This is a genomic window from Butyrivibrio sp. MB2005 (genome assembly GCF_000424285.1).
Classification (GTDB): domain Bacteria; phylum Bacillota; class Clostridia; order Lachnospirales; family Lachnospiraceae; genus Butyrivibrio.
Map to the genome: position 1 here is coordinate 202,498 of NZ_AUJP01000003.1, position 22,307 is coordinate 224,804.

Annotated in this window: 25 protein-coding genes; all 25 read left to right on the top strand. The window is 40.1% G+C overall.

Annotated elements, in window-relative coordinates; genetic code table 11:
- The first annotated feature begins 129 nt into the window (after nt 1–129).
- A complete protein-coding gene (locus G610_RS0100990) occupies nt 130–426 on the top strand; it encodes a hypothetical protein (RefSeq protein ID WP_026523285.1) in 297 nt (98 codons plus the stop codon).
- Between the two features lie 75 nt (nt 427–501).
- Complete coding sequence (locus G610_RS0100995) at nt 502–855, top strand: HNH endonuclease (RefSeq protein WP_026523286.1); 354 nt, start codon at nt 502–504, stop codon at nt 853–855.
- Between the two features lie 207 nt (nt 856–1,062).
- Nucleotides 1,063–1,545 carry a hypothetical protein gene (locus G610_RS0101000; RefSeq protein WP_026523287.1) on the top strand — a complete coding sequence of 161 codons (483 nt, stop codon included), beginning with the start codon at nt 1,063–1,065 and terminating at the stop codon, nt 1,543–1,545.
- Nucleotides 1,520–2,776: a site-specific DNA-methyltransferase gene (locus tag G610_RS0101005; protein WP_026523288.1), complete on the top strand. Its 1,257-nt coding sequence runs from the start codon at nt 1,520–1,522 to the stop codon at nt 2,774–2,776. Before G610_RS0101000 ends, G610_RS0101005 begins: the two co-directional genes overlap by 26 nt.
- A gap of 67 nt (nt 2,777–2,843) precedes the next feature.
- On the top strand, nt 2,844–3,644 hold the full coding sequence (locus tag G610_RS0101010) for a hypothetical protein (RefSeq protein WP_026523289.1): 801 nt from the start codon (nt 2,844–2,846) through the stop codon (nt 3,642–3,644).
- Complete coding sequence (locus tag G610_RS0101015) at nt 3,620–3,841, top strand: DUF4314 domain-containing protein (RefSeq protein ID WP_026523290.1); 222 nt, start codon at nt 3,620–3,622, stop codon at nt 3,839–3,841. Before G610_RS0101010 ends, G610_RS0101015 begins: the two co-directional genes overlap by 25 nt.
- Before the next feature lie 108 nt (nt 3,842–3,949).
- On the top strand, nt 3,950–4,228 hold the full coding sequence (locus G610_RS0101020) for a DUF7678 domain-containing protein (protein WP_035796535.1): 279 nt from the start codon (nt 3,950–3,952) through the stop codon (nt 4,226–4,228).
- A 94-nt stretch (nt 4,229–4,322) separates the two neighbouring features.
- The gene (locus G610_RS0101025; RefSeq protein WP_026523292.1) at nt 4,323–4,799 is read left to right on the top strand and encodes a phage terminase small subunit P27 family; all 477 of its coding nucleotides are present in this window, start codon (nt 4,323–4,325) and stop codon (nt 4,797–4,799) included.
- A complete protein-coding gene (locus tag G610_RS0101030) occupies nt 4,799–6,346 on the top strand; it encodes a terminase large subunit (RefSeq protein ID WP_026523293.1) in 1,548 nt (515 codons plus the stop codon). Before G610_RS0101025 ends, G610_RS0101030 begins: the two co-directional genes overlap by 1 nt.
- Before the next feature lie 306 nt (nt 6,347–6,652).
- A complete protein-coding gene (locus G610_RS0101040) occupies nt 6,653–7,030 on the top strand; it encodes a DUF7698 family protein (RefSeq protein WP_026523294.1) in 378 nt (125 codons plus the stop codon).
- Between the two features lie 64 nt (nt 7,031–7,094).
- Entirely contained in the window at nt 7,095–8,411 is a 1,317-nt protein-coding gene (locus G610_RS0101045; RefSeq protein ID WP_026523295.1) for a phage portal protein, read from the top strand.
- A complete protein-coding gene (locus tag G610_RS0101050; RefSeq protein ID WP_026523296.1) occupies nt 8,408–9,124 on the top strand; it encodes a head maturation protease, ClpP-related in 717 nt (238 codons plus the stop codon). Before G610_RS0101045 ends, G610_RS0101050 begins: the two co-directional genes overlap by 4 nt.
- 15 nt (nt 9,125–9,139) lie before the next feature.
- The gene (locus G610_RS0101055; protein ID WP_026523297.1) at nt 9,140–10,348 is read left to right on the top strand and encodes a phage major capsid protein; all 1,209 of its coding nucleotides are present in this window, start codon (nt 9,140–9,142) and stop codon (nt 10,346–10,348) included.
- 58 nt (nt 10,349–10,406) lie between these two features.
- A complete protein-coding gene (locus G610_RS0101060) occupies nt 10,407–10,682 on the top strand; it encodes a head-tail connector protein (protein ID WP_026523298.1) in 276 nt (91 codons plus the stop codon).
- Nucleotides 10,682–11,014, top strand: a complete 333-nt coding sequence (locus G610_RS0101065) for a phage head closure protein (RefSeq protein ID WP_026523299.1) — start codon at nt 10,682–10,684, stop codon at nt 11,012–11,014. The genes G610_RS0101060 and G610_RS0101065 overlap by 1 nt, the downstream gene beginning before the upstream one ends.
- Entirely contained in the window at nt 10,987–11,391 is a 405-nt protein-coding gene (locus G610_RS0101070) for an HK97 gp10 family phage protein (protein WP_330368076.1), read from the top strand. The genes G610_RS0101065 and G610_RS0101070 overlap by 28 nt, the downstream gene beginning before the upstream one ends.
- Nucleotides 11,391–11,708, top strand: coding sequence for a hypothetical protein (locus tag G610_RS0101075; RefSeq protein ID WP_026523301.1), 318 nt, complete (start codon nt 11,391–11,393; stop codon nt 11,706–11,708). Before G610_RS0101070 ends, G610_RS0101075 begins: the two co-directional genes overlap by 1 nt.
- Before the next feature lie 11 nt (nt 11,709–11,719).
- Complete coding sequence (locus G610_RS0101080) at nt 11,720–12,313, top strand: major tail protein (protein ID WP_026523302.1); 594 nt, start codon at nt 11,720–11,722, stop codon at nt 12,311–12,313.
- A 13-nt stretch (nt 12,314–12,326) separates the two neighbouring features.
- On the top strand, nt 12,327–12,701 hold the full coding sequence (locus tag G610_RS0101085; protein WP_026523303.1) for a hypothetical protein: 375 nt from the start codon (nt 12,327–12,329) through the stop codon (nt 12,699–12,701).
- Between the two features lie 420 nt (nt 12,702–13,121).
- Nucleotides 13,122–13,556 (top strand): hypothetical protein, encoded by a 435-nt coding sequence (locus G610_RS0101090; protein ID WP_026523304.1) that lies wholly within the window; start codon nt 13,122–13,124, stop codon nt 13,554–13,556.
- 83 nt (nt 13,557–13,639) lie between these two features.
- Nucleotides 13,640–16,129, top strand: coding sequence for a phage tail tape measure protein (locus G610_RS19180; protein WP_035796538.1), 2,490 nt, complete (start codon nt 13,640–13,642; stop codon nt 16,127–16,129).
- On the top strand, nt 16,126–16,767 hold the full coding sequence (locus G610_RS0101100) for a hypothetical protein (RefSeq protein WP_026523305.1): 642 nt from the start codon (nt 16,126–16,128) through the stop codon (nt 16,765–16,767). Before G610_RS19180 ends, G610_RS0101100 begins: the two co-directional genes overlap by 4 nt.
- The gene (locus G610_RS21805) at nt 16,764–21,074 is read left to right on the top strand and encodes a phage tail spike protein (RefSeq protein ID WP_051197421.1); all 4,311 of its coding nucleotides are present in this window, start codon (nt 16,764–16,766) and stop codon (nt 21,072–21,074) included. The genes G610_RS0101100 and G610_RS21805 overlap by 4 nt, the downstream gene beginning before the upstream one ends.
- Before the next feature lie 55 nt (nt 21,075–21,129).
- Nucleotides 21,130–21,549 carry a phage holin family protein gene (locus G610_RS0101110; RefSeq protein WP_026523306.1) on the top strand — a complete coding sequence of 140 codons (420 nt, stop codon included), beginning with the start codon at nt 21,130–21,132 and terminating at the stop codon, nt 21,547–21,549.
- Nucleotides 21,530–22,258 carry a glycoside hydrolase family 73 protein gene (locus G610_RS21810; protein ID WP_051197424.1) on the top strand — a complete coding sequence of 243 codons (729 nt, stop codon included), beginning with the start codon at nt 21,530–21,532 and terminating at the stop codon, nt 22,256–22,258. Before G610_RS0101110 ends, G610_RS21810 begins: the two co-directional genes overlap by 20 nt.
- The last annotated feature ends 49 nt before the right edge of the window (nt 22,259–22,307 follow it).

A 22,307-nucleotide genomic window follows, 5' to 3' on the forward strand; every position in this document is an offset into this window, starting at 1 on the left:
TTTCTTTGTGTTCCTATTGGTGTGGAGATGCGTTGTTTCCCTTTCTTGCGTGCCTCCGTTTTTTATAATATGTTAATAGTGCTCATCTTACGTATTATGTATAATGCATAGTATAAGGAGGTGGGTACCATGGCAAATAACAATAATTTTGATGATCATTCAAAATTGATTTCTGATTTGGAATATATAGTAGCAAAACACTGCAGTACAAAGGGATTGAATTATGGAAATGAGTACCGGTATCCTGTTAATTATACAAAAGACGGTGTGAACTATATTGCAAAAAAATATGCAAAAGCTGAGATAGATTACAATTCTATTGGGACAATGACATATGAATTTGGTGCTCATTCCCTAGAGATAGGAAAAGCATTAGAAGAGATAGTAGATTTTTTATGTGAAGAATACGATATTTACTTGCCGTAAATAGTTGTAATAACACTTATAAGTAGTATGGCCTCAGAGGACATAACCTCTGGGCCTTTTTACGTGGAGGAAATTATGCCAATGAAACCGAAGAAGCCTTGTAAGCATCCTGGCTGTCCTAAGCTTACGGATGAGAAGTATTGTGAAGAACATGCGGCTATGCATAGGAGTGATAGAGCTGGTGCTGCAAGTCGTGGTTATAACGCAGCCTGGAGAAGAGAGAGTAAGAAGTTCCTTATGGCACACCCGTTGTGCGTAAGGTGCATGGAAGATAAGAAGATGGTTAAAGCAACAGTTGTTGATCACATTGTTCCGCACCGCGGCGACAATAACCTATTTTGGGATAGATCAAATTGGCAACCGCTATGTAAACATCACCATGATGTTAAGACAATGACAGAAGATAGGAGAATAACCTACCATTTTTAGGAGAAGAGACCTGGGGTAGGGGCGGGTTAAATCTCTACAAGCGGACCGGACGGAGACCGCCGCCCCCTTTCGTGTGAATTTTCGCGAATTATGAATAGGGGTATTACAGCCTTGTGCCGGAAGCATATAAAAGCCGCTTCTGGACAGGGCTTTTATATTGTGTAAAAGTAGTTTCTTTCGCGTAATAGTTACCCTAGGAGAAGAAAAATGACAGATGAAGAAAAAATGAGAATACGTACTCTGCGTCAACAGGGTATCGGGTACCAAGCGATAGGAAAAATGTTAAATATGAATCGTGATACGGTCAGGGCCTACTGCAAAAGGCAAGGGCTAAACGGCATTCAAATATCTGTGAAGATGAATACCAGAGACCGGATTAAAAATGGAGAGGCATGTGCTTTTTGTGCCGGCCCTATAGAGAAAAGAAAAACAGGAAGGCCTGCTAGATTTTGCAGCGAAGTGTGCAGGAGAAATTATTGGAAGATACATAGAGAAGAAAGTCAGCATAGTGAGAAGGCTACATACATTATGGAATGTGTTTATTGCCATACGGTTTTTAAATCCTACGGCAATAAAAAAAGGAAGTACTGTTGCCATGAACACTATGTGCTTGATAGATATGGAGATTTGATTGGAGGAGAGAAAAGTGCAGACAGCGAAGCAAATGACACTGAAAATAGAGTGTCTTAAGGCAGCAGATTATAACCCTAGGAAGGAACTTAAGCCTGGGGATAAAGAATATGAGAAAATTAAGAATTCCATTCAGGAATTTGGTTTTGCGGATCCTGTGGTTGTAAATGAAAGGACCGGTGAAGACGGGACATATATCATAGTAGGTGGCCATCAGAGAGTAAGCGTAGCAAAGGCTCTTGGATATACAGAAGTTCCATGTGCAGTAGTTGATCTTGACGAGGAACATGAGAAGGCTTTAAACATTGCTCTTAATAAGATTACTGGTGAATGGAATAAGGAGCTGTTAGCAGATCTTATTGAGGAACTACAGGAAGCCGATTTTGATACAGGTTTTACTGGATTTGATCCGCCGGAAATAGAGCAGCTTATGAACTCTGTTCATGATAAGAAGATTACAGAAGATGACTTCGATGTAGATGCAGAGCTGGAAAAACCTGCTGTATCGAAAGAAGGTGATCTGTGGTTACTAGGACCGCACAGACTTGTGTGTGGAGATAGCACTATACCTGAAACCTACGATAAGCTGATGGAAGGAAAGAAGGCAGGACTTGTAGTAACGGATCCGCCTTACAATGTCGATTATGAAGGCGGGGCAGGAAAGATAAAAAATGATTCAATGGCAGAGGAGCAGTTTGAAAAGTTCTTGTTTGCAGCGTATGTAAACATGGAACAGAACATGGCATACGATGCTTCAATATATGTATTTCATAGTGATTCACATGGACTGGCGTTTAGAAAGGCTTTCGAAGACGCTGGTTTTTATTTGTCCGGATGTTGCATCTGGAAGAAGCAGTCGCTTGTGCTGGGAAGAAGCCCGTACCAGTGGATTCACGAGCCTTGCTTGTACGGTTGGAAGAAGAATGGGAAACATCAGTGGTATGCAGGAAGGTCAGAAACGACTGTCTGGGAATATGATAAGCCAAAGAAAAATGATTTGCATCCCACTATGAAGCCGGTGAATCTTATAGCATATCCGATTAAGAATTCATCCATGAGTAGCAGCATTGTTCTTGATCCGTTTGGTGGTTCTGGAAGCACACTTATTGCCTGTGAACAGATGGACCGCATATGCCATACCATAGAGCTTGATCCTAAGTTCTGCGACGTTATTGTTAATAGATATGCTGAGCAGGTGGGCAGCACTGACAATATAAAACTTATCCGTGATGGGAAGGAATTTATGTACAAAGATATAGCTGATTTTTCTACAGATAAAACATCCGAATAAGCTTGATATAGTTCCTATGGTGATCAAATATGTGTACTACAAGAAAACACCATAGGAGGTAAATAGAATGAGGATACAAACACATACTGAGGACAGAAAGGAACTTGTTAGAAAGCTTTCTGAGGCTATAGGCCAGGTAATCATTTACAAGGGAGCACCTACATTTGCATACAAGGTAGGGGATTACCTGATTGATAAGACGGGTAACATTGAAGTCCCTGATGATAAGGTAGATATTGATATTTTAAGAGAAATAGGCGCATGTACAGAAATAGATGAGGCTGAGGATGCGACAGAGCTTGTTATCTCCCTTCCAACAAATGAACATACGGAAAAGACTTTGCTTAACCTGCTAAACATTTTTCAAAGCAAGGAAGATCTTATCAACAAATCCCTTGGGGGAGGAAGGAACTTCCTTATAAACAAAAAGCTGATGAAGTCACTTACAGAAAAAGCACCGGAGAGTAAGGAAGAGTTTTTTGAGAGGCTTACAGAGTTTGGCGGAGAGGAAGCAAATAGAGGAATAAGAATCTTTGAGGATAAGATAGAGGTTGCCTTCCCTTACACAAAGGATACTGACAGAGTTATGGCATACACACAGCTTACCAGCTTAATAAATAAGGTAGCACTAAGCCGGAAGAGGGTAAAAAACAGTAAAGGAAAATACGATAATGAAAAGTATTCTTTCAGAGTCTGGCTGGTAGTGACACTTGGGATGGTCGGAAAAGAATATAGCAAAGCAAGAAATATACTTTTAAAGAACATACCTGGCAATTCAGCCTTTAGAACAGAAGAACAAAAGGAAATTGCAAAGGAAAAACAACAAAAAATAAGGGAGGCCAAATGTCAGGAGTACAAACCGCTTTAATTGAAAAACTAAGAAAAGAATATCCCCCGGGAACAAGGGTTGAACTGATTTCTATGGAAGATCCTTATGAAAAGCTTCCTAGAGGAATCCAGGGAACTGTTTATCATATAGATGATATAGGAACGATTCATGTCAACTGGGATAACGGAAGCGGCCTTGGAATAGTATACGGAATAGATACTTTTAAGAAAATATAATATACACATAAGTGATCCAGCATCTTTGGTACATGTACATGTTGATGATGTGCATAATTTATAGCATATATAGTATCAACAAAACCAAAGAAAACGGAGGTAAAAACCATGACAAAAAGAGACCAGGAAGCTTATAAAAGACTTTTCAAAGAGGGAACGATAGGATTTCCTACAGGAGAGAATAAGAACAAGGTAGTACACTGGTGGGCAAAGGTTTACGACGAAGGATCAGAATACGGCATTGAAGAAGGCAGAATTTCAAAGCTGATGATAAAGGTTGATGGAAAGACAACACTTGCCTACGACAGAGGCTGGGATATTCAGCCTGATGAAAACGACGAGGCAACAATGATGGCCTACAGCATCATAATGAAAGAATACAACTAAACAAAAGAGAAAAGGGCCAGGATGGGCTCTATTTCTCGTATAAGTATAGATGACGACGCAGCTTACGGGCTGTTTTTTTATTGGGAGAAAATAAATGTCAACAAAGGGCAGAAAACCAAAACCTACTGCAATAAAGGTTTTGGAGGGGAATCCTGGAAAGCGCAAACTAAATAAAAATGAGATCGTTCCTGAGAAAGGAAAGCTTCCTAAGTGTCCGGATTGGCTTGAAGATGAAGCTAAAGCTGAGTGGGATAGACTTTGTAAGAACCTGTTTGAGCTGGGCATTTTAACAGAGCTTGATCTTATGCCCTTTGCATCATACTGCCAGGCGTATGCCAGGTGGAGAGAAGCAGAGGAGTTTATAAGTCAGCATGGAACTATTGTAAAAACAAAATCCGGATACTGGCAGCAAGTACCGCAGGTATCAATATCACATCAGAATCAGAAAATAATGATGCAGGCTGCCTCCGAGTTTGGCCTTACACCTTCAGCTAGAAGCAGGATCATAGCAGGTAATGCAAGGGAAGCAGAAATTGATGAGATGGAATTCATTTTAATGGGAGGAGCCTGATGTTTGATGAAACTAAAGCACAGAGGGCTCTTAAGTTTATAGAAAATCTAAAGCACACAAAAGGAAGATGGCATGGACAGAACTTTGAGCTTCTTCCTTGGCAAGAGCAGATCATATCAGAACTGTTTGGAACAGTAAAAGAAAATGGTTATCGAAAATATAATACATGTTATTGCGAAATACCGAAAAAGAATGGTAAGAGCGAATTAGCTGCAGCTATAGCTTTGTACCTTACATGTGGCGACGGGGAATGGGCTGCTGAAGTATATGGCTGTGCTTCTGATAGACAGCAGGCAAGTATCGTATTTGATGTTGCCGTAGATATGGTTGATCAATGCCCAGCACTTAAGAAAAGGATTAAGCCTATCATGTCAGTTAAGCGCCTGGTTTATCAACCTACAAATTCATATTATCAGGTGCTATCGGCTGAAGCTTATACAAAGCATGGACTAAATGTCCATGGAGTCATTTTTGATGAGCTGCATTCTCAGCCAAATAGAGAACTTTTTGATGTTATGACAAAGGGGTCTGGTGATGCAAGAACGCAGCCGCTTTACTTTCTTATAACAACCGCCGGTACAGATAGAAATTCGATATGCTTTGAACAGCATCAGAAAGCAGAAGATATTTTGGAAGGAAGGAAAATTGATCCGACTTTCTATCCTGTAATATATGGCCTTCCGGATGATGCAGACTGGAGCCTAGAAGAGAACTGGTATAAAGCAAATCCATCACTTGGATATACGATAGATATTGAGAAAGTAAGAAATGCTTTTCAGTCAGCTAAGGAAAATCCTTCTGAAGAAAATATCTTTAGACAGCTTCGCTTGGACCAATGGGTTAAGCAGTCTACAAGATGGATGCCTATGGATAGATGGGATGAATGTGCATTTGAAGTAGACCCGGATGAACTTATAGGGCGAGAGTGCTACGGAGGACTGGACTTATCATCAACATCTGATATAACGGCTTTTGTACTGGTGTTTCCGCCAAGAAATGATGATGAGAAGTATGTGATATTGCCATATTGCTGGATTCCAGAAGACAATATGAAACTAAGGGTTAGAAGAGACCATGTTCCATATGATACTTGGGAGAAGACAGGTCATCTTGAAACTACTGAAGGCAATGTTATCCATTACGGATTTATAGAGAAATTCATAGAAAGACTTGGAGAAAAGTACCATATCTTAGAGATCGCTTTTGATAGATGGGGTGCTACTCAGATGGTGCAGGATCTTGAAGGAATGGGATTTACAGTAATTCCTTTTGGGCAGGGATATAAGGATATGTCGCCGCCTACAAAAGAACTTATGAAGCTGGTACTGGAACATAGGATTGCACATGGCGCACACCCAGTTCTTAGATGGATGATGGATAACGTATTTGTAAGACAGGATCCTGCCGGAAACATAAAGATGGACAAAGAAAAATCAACAGAAAAAATAGATGCTGCGGTGGCAACAGTTATGGCTTTGGATAGAGCTATAAGGAATGAAGGAAGTACTGGAAGCATCTATGATGAGAGAGGAATTCTTATGATATAAATAAAAGCCGCATATAGCGGCTGAATTTTTGGAGGGCCGGTGAGAATTGTCACGTATATCACCGGCAAGTGTTATGAAAAAAGTGTTCTTATGAGGGGATCAAGAAGTTTTGTTCTTCTTGATGTATTCATAATAATCATTGAACCTTAAAGGAACATTAAAGCCTTGTGAAGAATATGTGAATAATTACATGTTATTTAGTGAAAATATTGTCGATATTTAATTTGAATTTAGCTGGATATATCCTCCTGGTAGAGCAAATATGTACATAGAACAGGTAATACAAAGCAGAAGGAGGATTCAGAAATGAGAATAGAGATACTTGATAAGGCAGCAAAGAACGGGACTAAGTACCAGGACATTAACGTTAATCCAACTTTCGGAGCAGCATACTTTTATAGCCAAACAGCAGGGAACCGCTTGATAAACTTCGCAGAGGTTATTTGGGAAAAAGACATCGAGGAAATACTAGAAAACTGTAGAAGGTATGGAATAAAAGATTTTACAATCTCATCAACCTTTTCAGGCCTTCTTACAACTATTGCAGAGTTCGAAAAACATGGATGCCACATGGTAAGGCTTATCGAGATCAATTCGAACATCGACGACTGGAAGGCAGGGCTAGAGGGCGAGAACAAAAAGGAAATCATACCGGCGCTTCTTATGAGGTTGGATAGAGAATAAGGATAAAAACTAAAGGCATCGCTTCGGCGGTGCTTTTTTAGTGGAGAAAAAGGAGAGTGATCAGATGGGAATATTTACAAGTCAGTTTAGGTCAAGAGATAAGCCTACTAATTCTACAGCAGGCAGCGCTTGGCGTTTCTTTTTTGGAGGGTCAAGTGCTGGAAAGATAGTGAATGAAAGATCTGCAATGCAGATGACTGCAGTGTATTGCTGCGTCAGGATCTTATCTGAGGCTGTAGCTTCACTTCCTCTTCACTTGTATGAATACACAGGTGAAGGAAATAAGAAAAGAGCGGTTGATCATCCACTGTATTTTCTTATGCATGATGAGCCAAACCCGGAGATGTCATCCTATGTTTTTAGAGAAACGATGATGTCACACCTGCTGCTTTATGGCAATTGTTATTCGCAGATTATAAGGAATGGTAAGGGCGAAGTTGTAGCTTTATATCCACTTATGCCAAATAAGATGTCGGTGGAAAGAGATGATAGCGGACACCTTTACTACGAATATACAACAAGTAACGAAGAAGCTCATACGATGCATGGAAGTGTCGTGAAGTTAAAACCAAGGGATGTATTACATGTCCCAGGGCTTGGATTTGACGGACTTGTTGGATATAGTCCTATAGCTATGGCAAAGAATGCGATAGGCCTTGCTATTGCTACAGAGGAGTACGGCTCTAAGTTTTTTGCTAACGGGGCAACACCGGGTGGAATTTTAGAGCACCCAGGAGTAGTTAAGGATCCTGATAGGATAAGAGATTCCTGGACCAAAGCCTTTGGAGGAAGCGGAAATGCAAATAAGGTAGCAGTACTTGAAGAGGGTATGAAGTATACGCCGATTAGCGTATCACCTGATGAAGCACAGTTTCTTGAAACAAGGAAGTTTCAGATAGATGAGATAGCAAGAATGTTCCGAATACCTCCGCACATGATCGGGGATTTGGAAAAATCAAGCTTTAACAACATAGAACAACAGTCACTTGAATTTGTTCAATATACGCTCAGGCCTTGGATTGTAAGGTGGGAGCAATCAATGCAAAGAGTTCTTCTCAAAGACGATGAGAAGAGCTCTTTCTTTTTTAAGTTCAACGTTGATGGTCTCCTTCGAGGCGATTACCAGTCACGTATGAATGGTTATGCAACAGCAAGGCAGAACGGCTGGATGAGTGCAAATGACATAAGAGAACTTGAAGACCTTGACATGATCCCGGAGGAAGAAGGCGGAAACTTATACCTCATAAACGGAAATATGACCAAGCTCAAAGACGCTGGGATTTTTAGTGGAGATTCAAGGCAGGAGGGGTATGAAGAAAAAGAAGAAGGGCCGCATGAGAATGGCGGCAAAACTATTCGGAAGAAAGGAGTCCCATTATGACAAGAAAGTTTTGGAATTGGGTGAAAAACGAAGAGCCGGACAGCTTCGGGTCAAACCGCACAATTTACCTAGACGGAGAAATTTCAGATGACACCTGGTATGGAGATGAAGCTACACCAAAGCTGTTTAAGGACGAGCTTACAGCAGGTGAAGGACCTATAACAGTTTGGATCAATTCACCCGGTGGCGATGTTTTTGCTGCAGCTCAAATCTACAACATGCTTATGGAATATCAGGGGGATGTGACTGTAAAGATAGATGCTTTAGCTGCAAGCGCAGCAAGTGTCATAGCTATGGCTGGTACAAAAGTTTGCATGAGTCCTGTTGCGATGATGATGATTCATAACCCTGCAACAGTTGCTATTGGTGATACCAAGGAGATGAAGAAGGCAATAGACATGCTAAGCGAAGTTAAGGAATCCATCATAAATGCTTATGAAATCAAGACCGGCATGGATAGAAGTAAGATCTCTAAGCTTATGGATTCTGAATGCTGGATGAATGCAAAGGAAGCAAAAAAGCTCGGCTTTTGTGATGAGATTTTGTTCTCTTCAAATGATGAAGAGGAAGGTATGACAGTAGAGATGCTGTTTTCAAGAAAAGCTGTTACAGACTCTTTGCTTTCAAGGCTAATCCCTAAGAAAGCAGAGAATGGAAAAACAGGAGTACCAAAAGAACAACTTATGAAGCGACTTTCGCTTCTTTCACATTAAGGAGGATACACATATATGAGTAAGATACTTGAACTTATGGAGAAAAGAGCAAAGGCATGGAATGCTGCAAAGGAATTTCTGGATACACATTCTGATAATGGCAGCATGGTGTCAGCAGAAGATGCTGCAACATATGACCGCATGGAAAAAGAGGTAACAGACCTTACGAAGGATATTGAACGCCTTCAGAGGCAGGAACAGATCGATAAGATGATGAACATGCCTACATCAGAACCTATTACTGGTAAGCCCGGTAAGGCAGGGGACGTATCTGATGAAAAGGTAGGCACAGCATCTAATGCTTATAAGAAGGTTTTCTGGGACAACATCAGAAAGAGAAACTACTACGATGTAGAAGATGTTCTTTCTGTAGGAACTGATGCAAACGGTGGATATCTTGTGCCGGATGAGTATGAGAGAAAGCTTCTTGATACTCTCCAGGATGAGAACTTCTTTAGACACATTGCGCATGTGATTAGAACAAATAATGGTACACATACCATTCCTGTTGTTGCTTCACATGGTACAGCTGCATGGATGGATGAGAATGGTCTGTATCCTGAGTCAGAGGATACTTTCGATCAGGTAACACTTGATGCATATAAGCTTGGTACAGCTATTAAGGTATCAGAAGAGCTTATGAATGACTCAGTGTTTGATCTTGAGTCCTACATTGCAACAGAGTTTGCAAGAAGAATCGGTGCTGCAGAGGAAGAAGCTTTCCTTGTTGGTGATGGAAAGAAGAAGCCTGAAGGTGTATTCACAAAGGTTACTGCTGGCAAGGCTGTAACAGAGATTGCAGATGCAACTAAGTTTTCATTTGATGACATTATGGATTTGTTCCATAGCCTTAGAAGCGTTTACCGTAACAAGGCTCAGTTCATCTTAAATGATACAACCATCAAGGCAATCAGAAAGATAAAGGATAATAATGGAACATATATCTGGCAGCCTTCAGTCCAGGTTGGACAGCCGGATACTATTCTTAATCGTCCTTATAAGACAAGCATTTATGCTCCTGAGCTTGCAGCAGGAAAGACAGCTATTCTGTTTGGTGACTTCAGTTACTACTGGATTGCCGATAGAAAGGGTAGATCCTTTAAGAGACTTAACGAGCTTTATGCTGCAAACGGACAGATAGGATTCCTTGCTTCAGAAAGAGTTGATGGTAAGCTCATCCTTCCTGAAGCAGTAAAGGGACTTTCTGTTAAGGCCAAGGGCTGATAAGTAAATTAGCTGTACCCGTCTGTATATACAGGCGGGTATTTTTGGAGGAAGAAAAATGCATGTGACGCTTGAAGAAGCAAAAGCATATCTTAGAGTCGACTTTGATGATGAAGATAGTCTAATACAGGACTTTATCGATTCTGCTGAGGAGAAAGTTAGGGACATAACAAGGCTTTCAAGTGAAGAGTATGAGAAGGAGAGTAGCATTATAAAGATGGCTGTTCTTTATACTATAGGGTATTTAAATGAACACCGGGAGAATGCTGATCATAATGAGCTTTCATTAACGCTTAGGGCACTCCTTTCAGGAAAAAGACAGGAGGCATTTTGATGAATATAGCTGCTATGAATGTCAGGATCCTTTTTCAGAAAAATGAAGTAAGTGCTGATAAGTATGGAAATCACAATACCACGTGGAAAGATTATTATTCCTGCTTTGCTAGGACGGGAGCTATGACAGGGCAAGAAAGTAATGGAGAAGTCATTGCTTCTGAAGAATCACTTAGCTTTACTGTTAGGTGGTGTAAGAAGCTTGAGAACATTGATTCTACAAAGTATAGGATCATCTGCAAAGGAAAGACTTACAACATAGACTATGTAAATCCAATGGGCTTTAAGAATATGAGTATTAAGTTTTGTTGCAGCTTAGAAAGGAAAGAATGATGGGAAGCACGGTAAGAATAGACGATCTTGCAGATGAAGTTATGAAAGGGCTAAAAGATTATGCCAAGATAGCTGTCGACGATTTAAAGATAGCTATAAAAAATGCAGGTGAAACCGTAAAGGATGAAATAGAGAAAACTGCTCCTAGGAAAACAGGTAAGTATAAAAGGTCTTGGGCAGTAAAGAAAGTAAGTGAAACATCAGATTCTTTGAAGCTGGCTGTTCATTCCAAAACTCAGTATAGACTTACTCATCTTCTTGAAAATGGTCATGCTAAAAGAGGTGGAGGCCGTGTTGCAGCAAGGCCCCATATAGCACCTGCAGAGAAAAAAGGGGAGGAAAAACTTATTAGTGAAGTTGAGAGGAAACTCAGATGATGAAATATGACAAAATCGTAGACATGCTTGAAGAAACAGGCATTCCATTTGCCTATGACCATTTTGCAGAGGGTGAGTCGCCAGAGCCGCCCTTTTGTATTTTTCTTATTCCTGGTAGCGACAATTTTCATGCAGATGATGCTGTTTATGAAAAACTAAGCACACTTGTTATTGAGCTATATACAGATAAAAAGGATCCCGTTCTGGAAGAAAGGGTCGAAGATGTTCTTACAAAGCATGAGCTTATTTGGAACAGGTCAGAGGTTTGGATAGAGTCAGAAAAATTATATGAAGTGCGGTTTGAAATGGCCGTTTGAAGGAGGTAAACATGACGACTGCAAATAAAGTAAAGTTCGGTCTAAAAAACTGCCATTATGCTAAGGCTACATTTGCCGCAGATGGCACTGTATCATATGCAAAGCCTGTACCAATTCCTGGTGCAGTAAATTTGTCACTCGATCCTGAAGGTGAGAGTGATTCTTTTTATGCTGATGATGGCGTTTATTATGCTATTGCAGCTAACAATGGCTATAAGGGAGATCTGGAAATCGCAATCATCCCGGAGTCCTTTGCTACAGACATCATGCATGAGGAAGAGGATGCTAATGGTGTTCTTATTGAGAACAAGGAGGTAGAGCCTGAGCACTTTGCACTTCTTTTCGAGTTCTCAGGTGACCAGAGAAAGATCAGGCACTGCATTTATAACTGTACTGCCAAAAGATCAGGAATTAGTAGCGGAACTATTGAGAATAGTAAGCAGCCAAAGACTGACAAGCTGGCCCTCGTTGCTACTTCAATTAACGGCGGTTATGTAAAGTCAAAAACCGGTACAAACACTACTGATGCAACCTACCAGGGCTGGTTTGGAAATGTATATATGCCTACTGCTAAGACATCAGGTTCTAGCAGTGGTAAGTCCTAAGGAGGAATAAAAGATGGCGGTAACAAAAATCATCAAGATAGATGATAAAGATGTAACATTTAAGGCCAGTGCTGCTACTCCAAGGATTTATCGTAACCTCTTTGGTCGGGATATATTTAAGGACCTTTCTAAGCTGGAGAAAGATATCGGAAAAACCGGTGAAGAGAATCTTGATATGTTCTCACTGGAGATGTTCGAGAACCTGGCCTATGTTTTTGCTAAGCAGGGAGAGCCGGATAAAAAGTTCAACACTCCAGATGAATGGCTTGATCAGTTTTCAACATTTTCTATTTATGAAATCCTTCCGGAGCTGATATCACTCTGGGGAATGAATGTTCAGCAGCAAGAAGAGTCTAAAAAAAACTTCCAGCGACTGACAGAGAAATGACAACAGCACTGTTTTTACTAAGGTGTTTGCAGGTCGGGATTTCTATAAGGGATCTCGACCTTATTACTATTGGAACCGTAAATGATATGTACATCGAGAGCGGAAATGATTCTTGCGATTATTCTGTGCTTGCTACCCAGGAGGATTTCGATTCGTTTTAAACTTTTTTAAAAATCCCCCGGCAAATTGCACAAATTAAGAAAAATCGATGTGACGTGTCAATTAACTATATAAGTTTTTATTTTTATTTGCTTAGACGTTAAAATATTGGTGTTAAGACGTCTAAAATTTTAAGTGCTAAATAACGCGAAAATCCCGGAAACCCGGATAAAAACTGTGATTTCTCACGATGACACCTCCTTGGATGCATGGTTAAATGAATATATAAAGTAAAAAAAAGCATTTGAGGAGGATGAGATTATGTTTTTAAGAAAAAGAAAAGTTTGGAGAATAATTATTATAATTGCTGCTGTGTTAATAATTGCTTTGAATGGCTTTAATGCAGGAGTAGATGCTATCGAGAGTAGTATCTGGCAAAAGAAGGATGCTGCGATTCAGAGCTCGGATAATTATTTTGCCGATAATGTGGGAACACTTTTGATTCCTGAAGATAAAATTGCTTATAGCGATAACCCGGGAGCAGCTGCAATTCAGAGGAACTACGTAGAAGGATATAATGAGTATATTAAGGAAATTCAATACATTATTTCCTCATATGGTCCGGATTCCTTCAAGGAAGTAGTTTATTATTCCATATATAAAGGACTTGTGGGAGAGATTCCAGATGATGTGAGTACTATGCTCATATTTGTAAGAACCTGCAAGTTTTTCAGAATTTATGACTTATTTCATTGATATTTGAAACAGATTCTTGAACTACAAGGCACTTACCTGTCAAAGGGTAGGTGCTTTTTTCATGCCTTGATTTAGGAGGAGAAATGGCTGATAGGCTTAGGGGAATTACCGTTGAAATAGGCGGAGATACAACAAAGCTCTCTGCCTCACTTAAACAAGTAAATAGTGATATTAGGTCTACACAGTCACAGCTTAAAGATGTAAATAAGCTTCTTAAGCTTGATCCTGGCAATAGCACTCTTGCAGCACAGCAGTACAGGCTCCTTGGAGATGCTATAAAAGAGACAAAGGAAAAGCTTGATGCTTTGAAGGAAGCAGAGAAACAAGCAAAAGAAGCTCTTAAGAATGGAGATATCTCGCAAGCTCAGTATGATTCTTTGCAGAGGGAAATTGAGGACACCACCTTAAAACTGAAGGACTTGGAGAAGCAAGCCTCAAAGTCTGGTGTGGCTCTTGAAAAGATGACTGCTGTAGGGAATAAGATGAAAGACGTTGGTGGATCAATCACTAATGTTGGACAGAAGCTAATGCCTGTGTCTGCTGCAGTTACTGGAATCGGTGCTGCCGCAGTAAAGACAACCGCAGACTTTGATGAAGCTATGAGTAAGGTTGCTGCCATTTCCGGAGCAACAGGAGAGAGCTTTGATGCCCTTAGAGATAAGGCCAGAGAAATGGGCAGCAAGACGCGCTACTCGGCCGCTGAGTCAGCTGAAAGTATGACTTACATGGCCATGGCCGGCTGGAAGGCCGAGGATATGCTTGATGGTATAGAGGGTGTCATGAGCCTTGCAGCGGCTTCTGGTGAGGATCTTGCTACTACATCAGATATTGTTACAGATGCTCTTACAGCATTCGGCCTATCAGCTAAGGATTCAGGTCATTTTGCAGATGTTCTTGCTGCAGCTTCATCAAATGCAAACACCAATGTTTCTATGATGGGCGAAACCTTCAAGTACGCTGCTCCCATTGCTGGAGCACTTGGTTTTTCAGTAGAAGATACAGCAGAAGCTATAGGACTTATGGCAAATGCAGGTATCAAGTCTTCAATGGCCGGAACATCTCTTCGTACTATTATGAATAACCTTGCAGGGGATGTTTCTTTTACAGGAGCAGCTTTTGGCGAGATGCATATAGCAACTACTAATGCTGATGGATCAATGAGAGAACTATCAGATATCCTTGCTGATTGTAGAACTGCATTTTCACAGATGTCAGAGTCTGAAAAGGCTGCAAACGCAGAAGCACTTGTGGGTAAGAATGCTATGTCAGGTTTCCTTGCTATTATGGGAGCCGGGGAAGCGGATATAAATAAGCTTAGCAGCGCTATAGCAAATTGTGATGGAACGTCACAGCAGATGGCAGAGACCATGCAGGATAACCTTTCCGGACAGCTTACCATACTAAAGTCCCAGCTTCAGGAACTTGCTATTTCACTTGGAGATACGATGATGCCTGTAATTAGGAAAGTAGTAGAACATGTTCAGGCATTTGTAGATAAATTAAACAGCATGGATGAGGGCACAAAAAGAACGATAATAACGGTAGGCCTTATAGTAGCGGCGCTTGCTCCTGTCCTTATTGTAGTAGGAAAAGTCATAACTGCTGTTGGTACGATTTTAACTGTAATACCGAAGGTAATATCTGTTGTTAAGCTGCTTTCACTTACACTGACAGGTGGAGCAGTACCAGCTCTTGCATCAGGAGCTGCATCACTTGGCGGAATCGTAGTCGCAGCAAGACCTGTTATAGCAATCATAGGAGCTGTAGTTGCAGCAGGCGTTCTTCTTTATAAAAACTGGGATACGATTAAAGAAAAAGCCGGTGAGCTAAAAGAAAACGTAAGTAGGAAATGGTCAGAGATTAAGGAAAATACCTCTAAGACCTGGAACAATATGACGGATAACATCTCAAGATCAGCAGATGATATGAAGTCTACTGTTTCTCAAAAGCTTGACCGAATAAAGCAGGCCTTTAGTAGTAATGGCAACGGAATAAAGACGACCATATCAAATCTGTGGACAAATATAAAAGAACGTTATTCTATAGGTCTTGATAATATAAATACTCTTGCTGAGAATAAGCTTAGTGGTATAAAAGATTCCTTTAGAAGCAGAATGTCACAGGCAGCTGATGCTGTAAGAAGTGCAATAGATAGAATAAGGGGTTACTTCAACTTTAGTTGGAGCCTTCCCAAGCTTAAGCTTCCACACTTTAGTATAAGTGGAAGCTTTTCTCTTGATCCGCCTTCTGTACCAAGCATAAGTGTTGATTGGTATAAGAACGGTGGTATCCTTAATGGCCCTACTATTTTTGGAATGCAAAATGGCAGACTCCTTGGCGGAGGAGAAGCAGGGAAAGAAGCGGTTGCTCCTATTGAAACATTAAAGTCTTACATTGCTGATGCTGTGGCAGATGGAATGAGAGGTCAGGATGGTCAGATAGTAAGCCTTCTTCAGGTAATAGCTAATAAGGATACAAGTGTATATCTTGATAGCGGAGAGCTTGTAGGAGGAATTGCTCCTAAGATGGATATTGCACTTGGAAATATAGCATGGAGGGCTAGAAGAACATGAAAGGTGTAAGTTTTAACGGGCTAAGGTCATATACTGATCTTGGTCTTGTTTTATATTCAAAAACAATAAGTCCTCCGGTTATAAGGACTACTACAGTTGAGATACCAGGAAGAGACGGTAACCTTGATATCACAGAAGCTTTAACTGGAAGAGTTACCTATGAAGATAGGGAGATAATCTTTGCATTTAGAATTCCAAAGCCCAAAAAGGAATGGGCAAATGTGTATTCAAAGGTTCTAAATTCTATTCACGGAAAGAAGATGGATATTATTCTTGATGATGATCCAGATTATTACTACACAGGAAGGGTAGCTGTTGATGAATTTTCGACTAATAGGAACCTTTCTGAGATTGTTGTTAAGTGCTTAGTTTCTCCAAAGAAAACATATAAGACAGGAATAAAACAAACAGTCGCAGTGTCAGGAACAAAGGCTATTACATTAAAAAACGATGGACTTCCAGTTGTTCCAGATATAACTACAGATAAGGAGATGGATGTTACGTTTTCTGGAAAGACCTATCACCTATCACCTGGAAAGAACAGAGTGTTCGATATTCTTCTTCCACAAGGAAGTACAAGCCTAACATTTAACGGAACTGGAAATGTAACAGTAGAGTATAAGGTGCAGAGCTTATGATCTATAAAATATATGCGGGGAACTATCTTATATACGATAGTCGGGATGATAAAAGCTTTATAGTAAACCCAACCTTGGAACTAGAGGTAAATAAGGCGGGTAGCCTTTCATTTACGATTCTTCCAGGGGATAATGTAAGGGACATAATATTGAGAATGAGGTCGACTATTACTGTTTTGCGGGATAGGAAAAATATATTTACCGGAAGAGTAATAGAATATGAGGATGACTTTAATGATAGAAGGTCAGTGTATTGTGAGGGTGCATTGGCCTTTTTTAATGATTCTGTTCAGCCACTTGCCGAGTATCATGGAATGACGGTAAGGGGCTATCTTGAGAAATTAGTATCTGTTCATAATAGCCAGGTTGAGAACAATAGGAAGTTCACAGTAGGAGTTGTTACGGCAAGAGATGCTAATGACTCTCTTTATAGATATACCAACTACAACAGTACTATTACGGAAATAAAAGAGGACCTTGTTGATGATCTTGGTGGGTACCTCTTTGTAAGAAATGAAAATGGAACGCTCTATCTTGATTACCTTGGGGATTTCCTTGATACCAGCGATCAGAAGATAGAGTTTGGAGAAAACCTCCTTGATTTTACAAGAGGCTTTAATGCTACTGACCTTGCAACAAGGATAATCCCTCTTGGCGCTGTCCTTGAAGGTGAAGAAGATGAAACAATAAAAAAGAGACTTACGATTGATAATATAAATGATGGTAAGAACTATGTTGAAAACGAAGAAGCAGTAAAGAAATTTGGAAAAATAACAAAGACAGTTATATGGGATGATGTCACAACTGAAACTGCTCTTTTATCTAAGGCGAAGAAATATTTAAGTGAGTCCCAGTTTGATAACATGACTATAGAGTGTAGAGCTTTGGACCTTCACTATGCTGATGGTGATATCCCTGCATTTTCTATTGGACAGTATGTGTGGGTTATATCAAATCCTCACGGCCTTAAGAAGAGATTTCCTGTAAGTAAGCTTGTTTTATCCTTGGATAATGTTGCTGATAATACGATAACTCTTGGAACGACAGAGAGGAGCAGAACTCTTACAGGAGCTTCTGTTGATGCGAATGCTGATATTTTAAGAAGAATTGAAAATATCCCTGATCCGCATAACGTACTTGCAGAAGCTAAGAGAAATGCTACAGCCCTTATAAAAATGGCAACACACGGTTATGTAGTAACAGAGCCAAATGAAATACTTATCATGGATACCAAAGATAAGACAACTGCAAAGAAGATATGGAGATGGAACCAGGGAGGCCTTGGATTTTCTAAGACAGGATATGAAGGAGAGTATCCACTTGCTATTACGCAAGATGGTGCAATAGTAGCTGACTATATAACAGCTGGAAAGCTTAATGCAAACCTCATTAAGACAGGAATGCTTTCTGATATGAAGGGAACGAACTATTGGAACATGGAAACAGGTGAGTTCTCTTTGCAGACAGGTAAGATTGGTGAGATAAGCGTTGAAAATATAGAAGATGCTGTAACAAAAGGAATCATTGATGTAGATGTTGAGTATGCGCAGAATGATTCATCAACTACAGCTCCTACATCGGGATGGAGTACAAAAGCTCCTGCCTGGGCTGATGGAAAGTATATGTGGCAAAGAACAAAGACTACCACAGCAGATGGAGAAGCTGAGTATAGCGCTGCTACATGCATTTCGGGAGCTGCTGGAAAATCCGGTGCCCCGGGGTCTTCAGGGAGTCCCGGAAAAGATGGCAAAAATGGAAGCGACGGAAAAGGCGTAACTTCCATAGTGGAGCAGTACTACCTTTCAACATCAAATGAAAAGCAGGAAGGTGGATCATGGCAAACAACATGCCCAGCTTGGAAGTCTGGAACATATATCTGGACAAGAAGCGCAGTTACCTGGACAGATAAGACGACAACGTATACGACACCTACTCTTGCAAATGGGATAAACACAGCAAATACAAATGCAAACAGTGCAAAGACTACAGTAAATAACCTAAAGATTGGCTGTAGAAATCTTGTATTTGATGGATGCTTTGCAAATACTTCTGCGAAATGGACTGCCTGGGGAACTCCTGCTACAAGAGAAACTGTAAAGATAGGTGGGAAGACTTGGCTACATATTGTCAGTAATACTAAGTGGCAGGGACTAAGCCAGAACAGATCAAAAAGATTTGGTAATAACGATTATAAGGAAATAGAGCCTGGAACGTACATGGTATCAGTCATGGCATATGCAAAGGCTGCAACAAAGCTTAGCGTGGGTTTTCACTGGTTTAAGACAGGCTCTACAACTATAGAATCAGAAGTCTGGGCTACTTTTGATGTTACAACAGCTCCTAAAAGATATAGCAAGCAGATAACAGTTCCTGCAAATATCACAGGCTTTAACGTGATGGTTGGTATGTATAACGATACTGCAGCTGAATTTTGGATGAGTGAGCTTATGTTTGAAGCAGGTAATAAAGCATCAGCTTATACTCCGGCACCAGAAGATTTGCAAAGTTATGCAGATATGGTTTCAACTGCAGCTGTTAATAACCAAACGCAGACAAGTATCTTTAATAAGCTGACAAACAATGGACAGACGCAGGGAATATATCTAAAAGATGGAAAACTGTATATCAATGCGGAATATATAGCAACAGGAATCCTTAAGTCAAAAGATGGTCAGAGTTTTTACCTGGACCTTGATAAAGGGATACTTAAAATGAATGCAACGCAGCTATCTGTGACAGGATCTACTCTTACAAATCTCTGGAGGAATTCGGCATTTTTTAATTATATAGGAACTACATGGCTTAATGCTTCTTCTGGAGATAGAGGGATATGGATGGGGGATTCTAATAACGCTACTAACGGTGAAGTGGCTTGGATGGATATCAATAATGAAGTCCCAGATGGGGTCCCCGTAATGAATTCGTTGTGGATAAAGCCATATATTACAACGCAAACACCTGGAGTAGGACAGACAGTTGCTATTACAGCTGGAAGATATATGTTCTCATTTTATTATAGGGCAATATTAAGTCCAAACCTCTTAAGGAATACCGCAGATAAAAAGCTTGATTCGTCAATTACGGATACAGGATGGTTTTTAACATCTAATGGTAATGGAAAAGCTTCTGTTGTGACTGGATACAATAACCTGGGAACAACTGATAGATACATACTTCCTTATCCTCTTGCTTATGCTATTACAGGTAATACAACAGGCATTAAGGATTTTGCACAGAAAGTATCTCTTACAAAAGGAACGACTTATGTCCTTTCATGGTATTCAAGGCTTGTAGGTGGAACAACATCTGCAACGATACTTGTAAGAAACTGGAATACTACAACAAATGCGTGTGAACTCACACTTTTTAATGCGAAGATGACTAACACAGCATGGGAAAGAAGATGCGTTAAGTTTACTGCTACAAATGAAACAAGTGAGATAACAAATATCCAATTTGGCGTTTCTGGAGCTGGAAATGTGCAATTTGCATGCATGAAGCTTGAACAGGCAGATTATTGTTCGCTTTATGTTCCACATACAGCAGATGCTTCGTACAAGGAATCAGATAGAGTATACTATAGGGTCCTTCATAGATGGGGAATGAATTCATCATATGGAATTTATGACTCTGTCTCAAATACTATAGCGGAAATAAAATCAAAAAAGTGGAACAGGCATGTTGTTGAAGAGACTTTTACAAAGAACAAAGATGTGAATGGTAAAAGGGATCTTATGAATTCTGCCTATTTCGAAAGCAATAACAATGGTAGGTACAACACAGGAATGCGAGTTGCCACAATGAATGGCATTTCAATTGAGTTTTGTGGACTTATGCTAGCAAAGATAGCAAAGAATGATAACCTTCAAGCTGTAGCAGCAGCGTGTAAATGGGTACCTAATGGCTCTGATCAGATGTATAAAGATTCCATTGTAGCAACCATGAACGGATCATCAGCGACAGATTCAAATCAGGGTTTATATCTTAATAGTTCAGGCCAGCTTTGTATCAATGCCAGTATGATAAAGAGTGGCACGATATCGGCTGATAAGATAAAGACAGGAACGTTATCGTCCATAGCTATAAACAATAACGGGAATTTCCAAGTCAATTCAGGCGGAAGTGTGACTATTAAATCTGGAAATCTTACGGTTAAGGAAAGTGATAGTAAGCTCATAAGGTTTAATACATCAAGTGGAATACCACAGATTCATCTAACTGATGGATCAAGAGATACGCTTATAACGCCAGGGCATATCTACTATACAAACAATAAGGGAGTTTATACAGAACTCACTAATCATTAAGAAACTTGCATCCGTTATGGGTGCTATTTTTATGCAAAAAAGGAGGAAACAGCATATGAAAAATGTAGTAACTATTGGACAGTATATCTTTTCAGGAATAGGAGGTGTTATGGGTTGGATTTTTGGGGGATTTGATGGTTTTCTTTATGCGCTTATAGTGTTTGTCGTAATTGACTATCTTACTGGTGTTATGGCTGCGATCTATACAAAGCAACTTTCAAGTGAGGTTGGGTTTAAAGGGATAGCAAGGAAGGTGGCGATATTCCTTCTTGTTGGTGTAGGAAACATCATTGATGTTGAAATCCTAAAGGCAGGTGCGGTTCTTAGAACAGCAGTGATCTTCTTCTATATTTCAAACGAAGGAATCTCTATCATTGAAAATGCTGCAAGGCTTGATCTGCCTATCCCTAAGAAGCTAATTGACGTACTTGAGCAGATAAAGGACAGTGATGTGAATGACAAAACTTCAAAGTGATTTCATAAAGATGATTGGTGATGCCGCAGTTTCTTATTACAAGGACTACGGCATCTTGCCGTCACTCACGATTGCACAGGCTATTTTAGAATCCAAGTGGGGAAGGAGCGGCCTTTCAAGAGATTGCTATAACTTCTTTGGTATGAAATGGTTAAAAGGGTGCGGCTGTGACTATAAAGAGTATGAAACCAAAGAACAGAATAAAGATGGAAGTTACAAAACTATCATTGCAAAGTTCAGGAAATATGGAAGTGTATCGGAGGGGATAAGGGGATATTATGAATTCCTTCAGTATAAAAGGTATAGAAATTTAAGAGGAGTAACAGACTATAAAAAGGCTTGTGACCTTATCCGTAAAGATGGATGGGCTACAAGCCTTTCTTATGCTGAAAACCTAAAAAGATACATAAAGCAGTATGATCTTGATGATTATGACAGGGATGTACTTGGAATTAAGAAGGATGCCAAGAAGTATGTGGTTACAGCATCCGCAATAAAGGTAAGAGAAGGCGCTGGAATAAGCTTCTCACAGAAAGCAGTAAAGGACACAATACTTGCCCAGAGCAACCCGATCGGAAAAGCGATCTACAAAAAGGGCACAGTTATCCATGTGCTTCAAACCATAGCGAGGTCTGATTCAGAGATATGGGGAAGAACAGTAGATGGTTATGTGGCTTTAAAGTATGACAGCAAAGATTATGTTATGTGAAAGGAATAATAGGTTTGTAATTTTTGATATATGCACCTGAGTGCCACCA

Coding starts and splice junctions, on each gene's coding strand:
- G610_RS0100990 (WP_026523285.1), top strand. CDS start 130: ATGGCAAATAACAATAATTTTGATGATCATTCAAAATTGATTTCTGAT.
- G610_RS0100995 (WP_026523286.1), top strand. CDS start 502: ATGCCAATGAAACCGAAGAAGCCTTGTAAGCATCCTGGCTGTCCTAAG.
- G610_RS0101000 (WP_026523287.1), top strand. CDS start 1,063: ATGACAGATGAAGAAAAAATGAGAATACGTACTCTGCGTCAACAGGGT.
- G610_RS0101005 (WP_026523288.1), top strand. CDS start 1,520: ATGACACTGAAAATAGAGTGTCTTAAGGCAGCAGATTATAACCCTAGG.
- G610_RS0101010 (WP_026523289.1), top strand. CDS start 2,844: ATGAGGATACAAACACATACTGAGGACAGAAAGGAACTTGTTAGAAAG.
- G610_RS0101015 (WP_026523290.1), top strand. CDS start 3,620: ATGTCAGGAGTACAAACCGCTTTAATTGAAAAACTAAGAAAAGAATAT.
- G610_RS0101020 (WP_035796535.1), top strand. CDS start 3,950: ATGACAAAAAGAGACCAGGAAGCTTATAAAAGACTTTTCAAAGAGGGA.
- G610_RS0101025 (WP_026523292.1), top strand. CDS start 4,323: ATGTCAACAAAGGGCAGAAAACCAAAACCTACTGCAATAAAGGTTTTG.
- G610_RS0101030 (WP_026523293.1), top strand. CDS start 4,799: ATGTTTGATGAAACTAAAGCACAGAGGGCTCTTAAGTTTATAGAAAAT.
- G610_RS0101040 (WP_026523294.1), top strand. CDS start 6,653: ATGAGAATAGAGATACTTGATAAGGCAGCAAAGAACGGGACTAAGTAC.
- G610_RS0101045 (WP_026523295.1), top strand. CDS start 7,095: ATGGGAATATTTACAAGTCAGTTTAGGTCAAGAGATAAGCCTACTAAT.
- G610_RS0101050 (WP_026523296.1), top strand. CDS start 8,408: ATGACAAGAAAGTTTTGGAATTGGGTGAAAAACGAAGAGCCGGACAGC.
- G610_RS0101055 (WP_026523297.1), top strand. CDS start 9,140: ATGAGTAAGATACTTGAACTTATGGAGAAAAGAGCAAAGGCATGGAAT.
- G610_RS0101060 (WP_026523298.1), top strand. CDS start 10,407: ATGCATGTGACGCTTGAAGAAGCAAAAGCATATCTTAGAGTCGACTTT.
- G610_RS0101065 (WP_026523299.1), top strand. CDS start 10,682: ATGAATATAGCTGCTATGAATGTCAGGATCCTTTTTCAGAAAAATGAA.
- G610_RS0101075 (WP_026523301.1), top strand. CDS start 11,391: ATGAAATATGACAAAATCGTAGACATGCTTGAAGAAACAGGCATTCCA.
- G610_RS0101080 (WP_026523302.1), top strand. CDS start 11,720: ATGACGACTGCAAATAAAGTAAAGTTCGGTCTAAAAAACTGCCATTAT.
- G610_RS0101085 (WP_026523303.1), top strand. CDS start 12,327: ATGGCGGTAACAAAAATCATCAAGATAGATGATAAAGATGTAACATTT.
- G610_RS0101090 (WP_026523304.1), top strand. CDS start 13,122: ATGTTTTTAAGAAAAAGAAAAGTTTGGAGAATAATTATTATAATTGCT.
- G610_RS19180 (WP_035796538.1), top strand. CDS start 13,640: ATGGCTGATAGGCTTAGGGGAATTACCGTTGAAATAGGCGGAGATACA.
- G610_RS0101100 (WP_026523305.1), top strand. CDS start 16,126: ATGAAAGGTGTAAGTTTTAACGGGCTAAGGTCATATACTGATCTTGGT.
- G610_RS21805 (WP_051197421.1), top strand. CDS start 16,764: ATGATCTATAAAATATATGCGGGGAACTATCTTATATACGATAGTCGG.
- G610_RS0101110 (WP_026523306.1), top strand. CDS start 21,130: ATGAAAAATGTAGTAACTATTGGACAGTATATCTTTTCAGGAATAGGA.
- G610_RS21810 (WP_051197424.1), top strand. CDS start 21,530: ATGACAAAACTTCAAAGTGATTTCATAAAGATGATTGGTGATGCCGCA.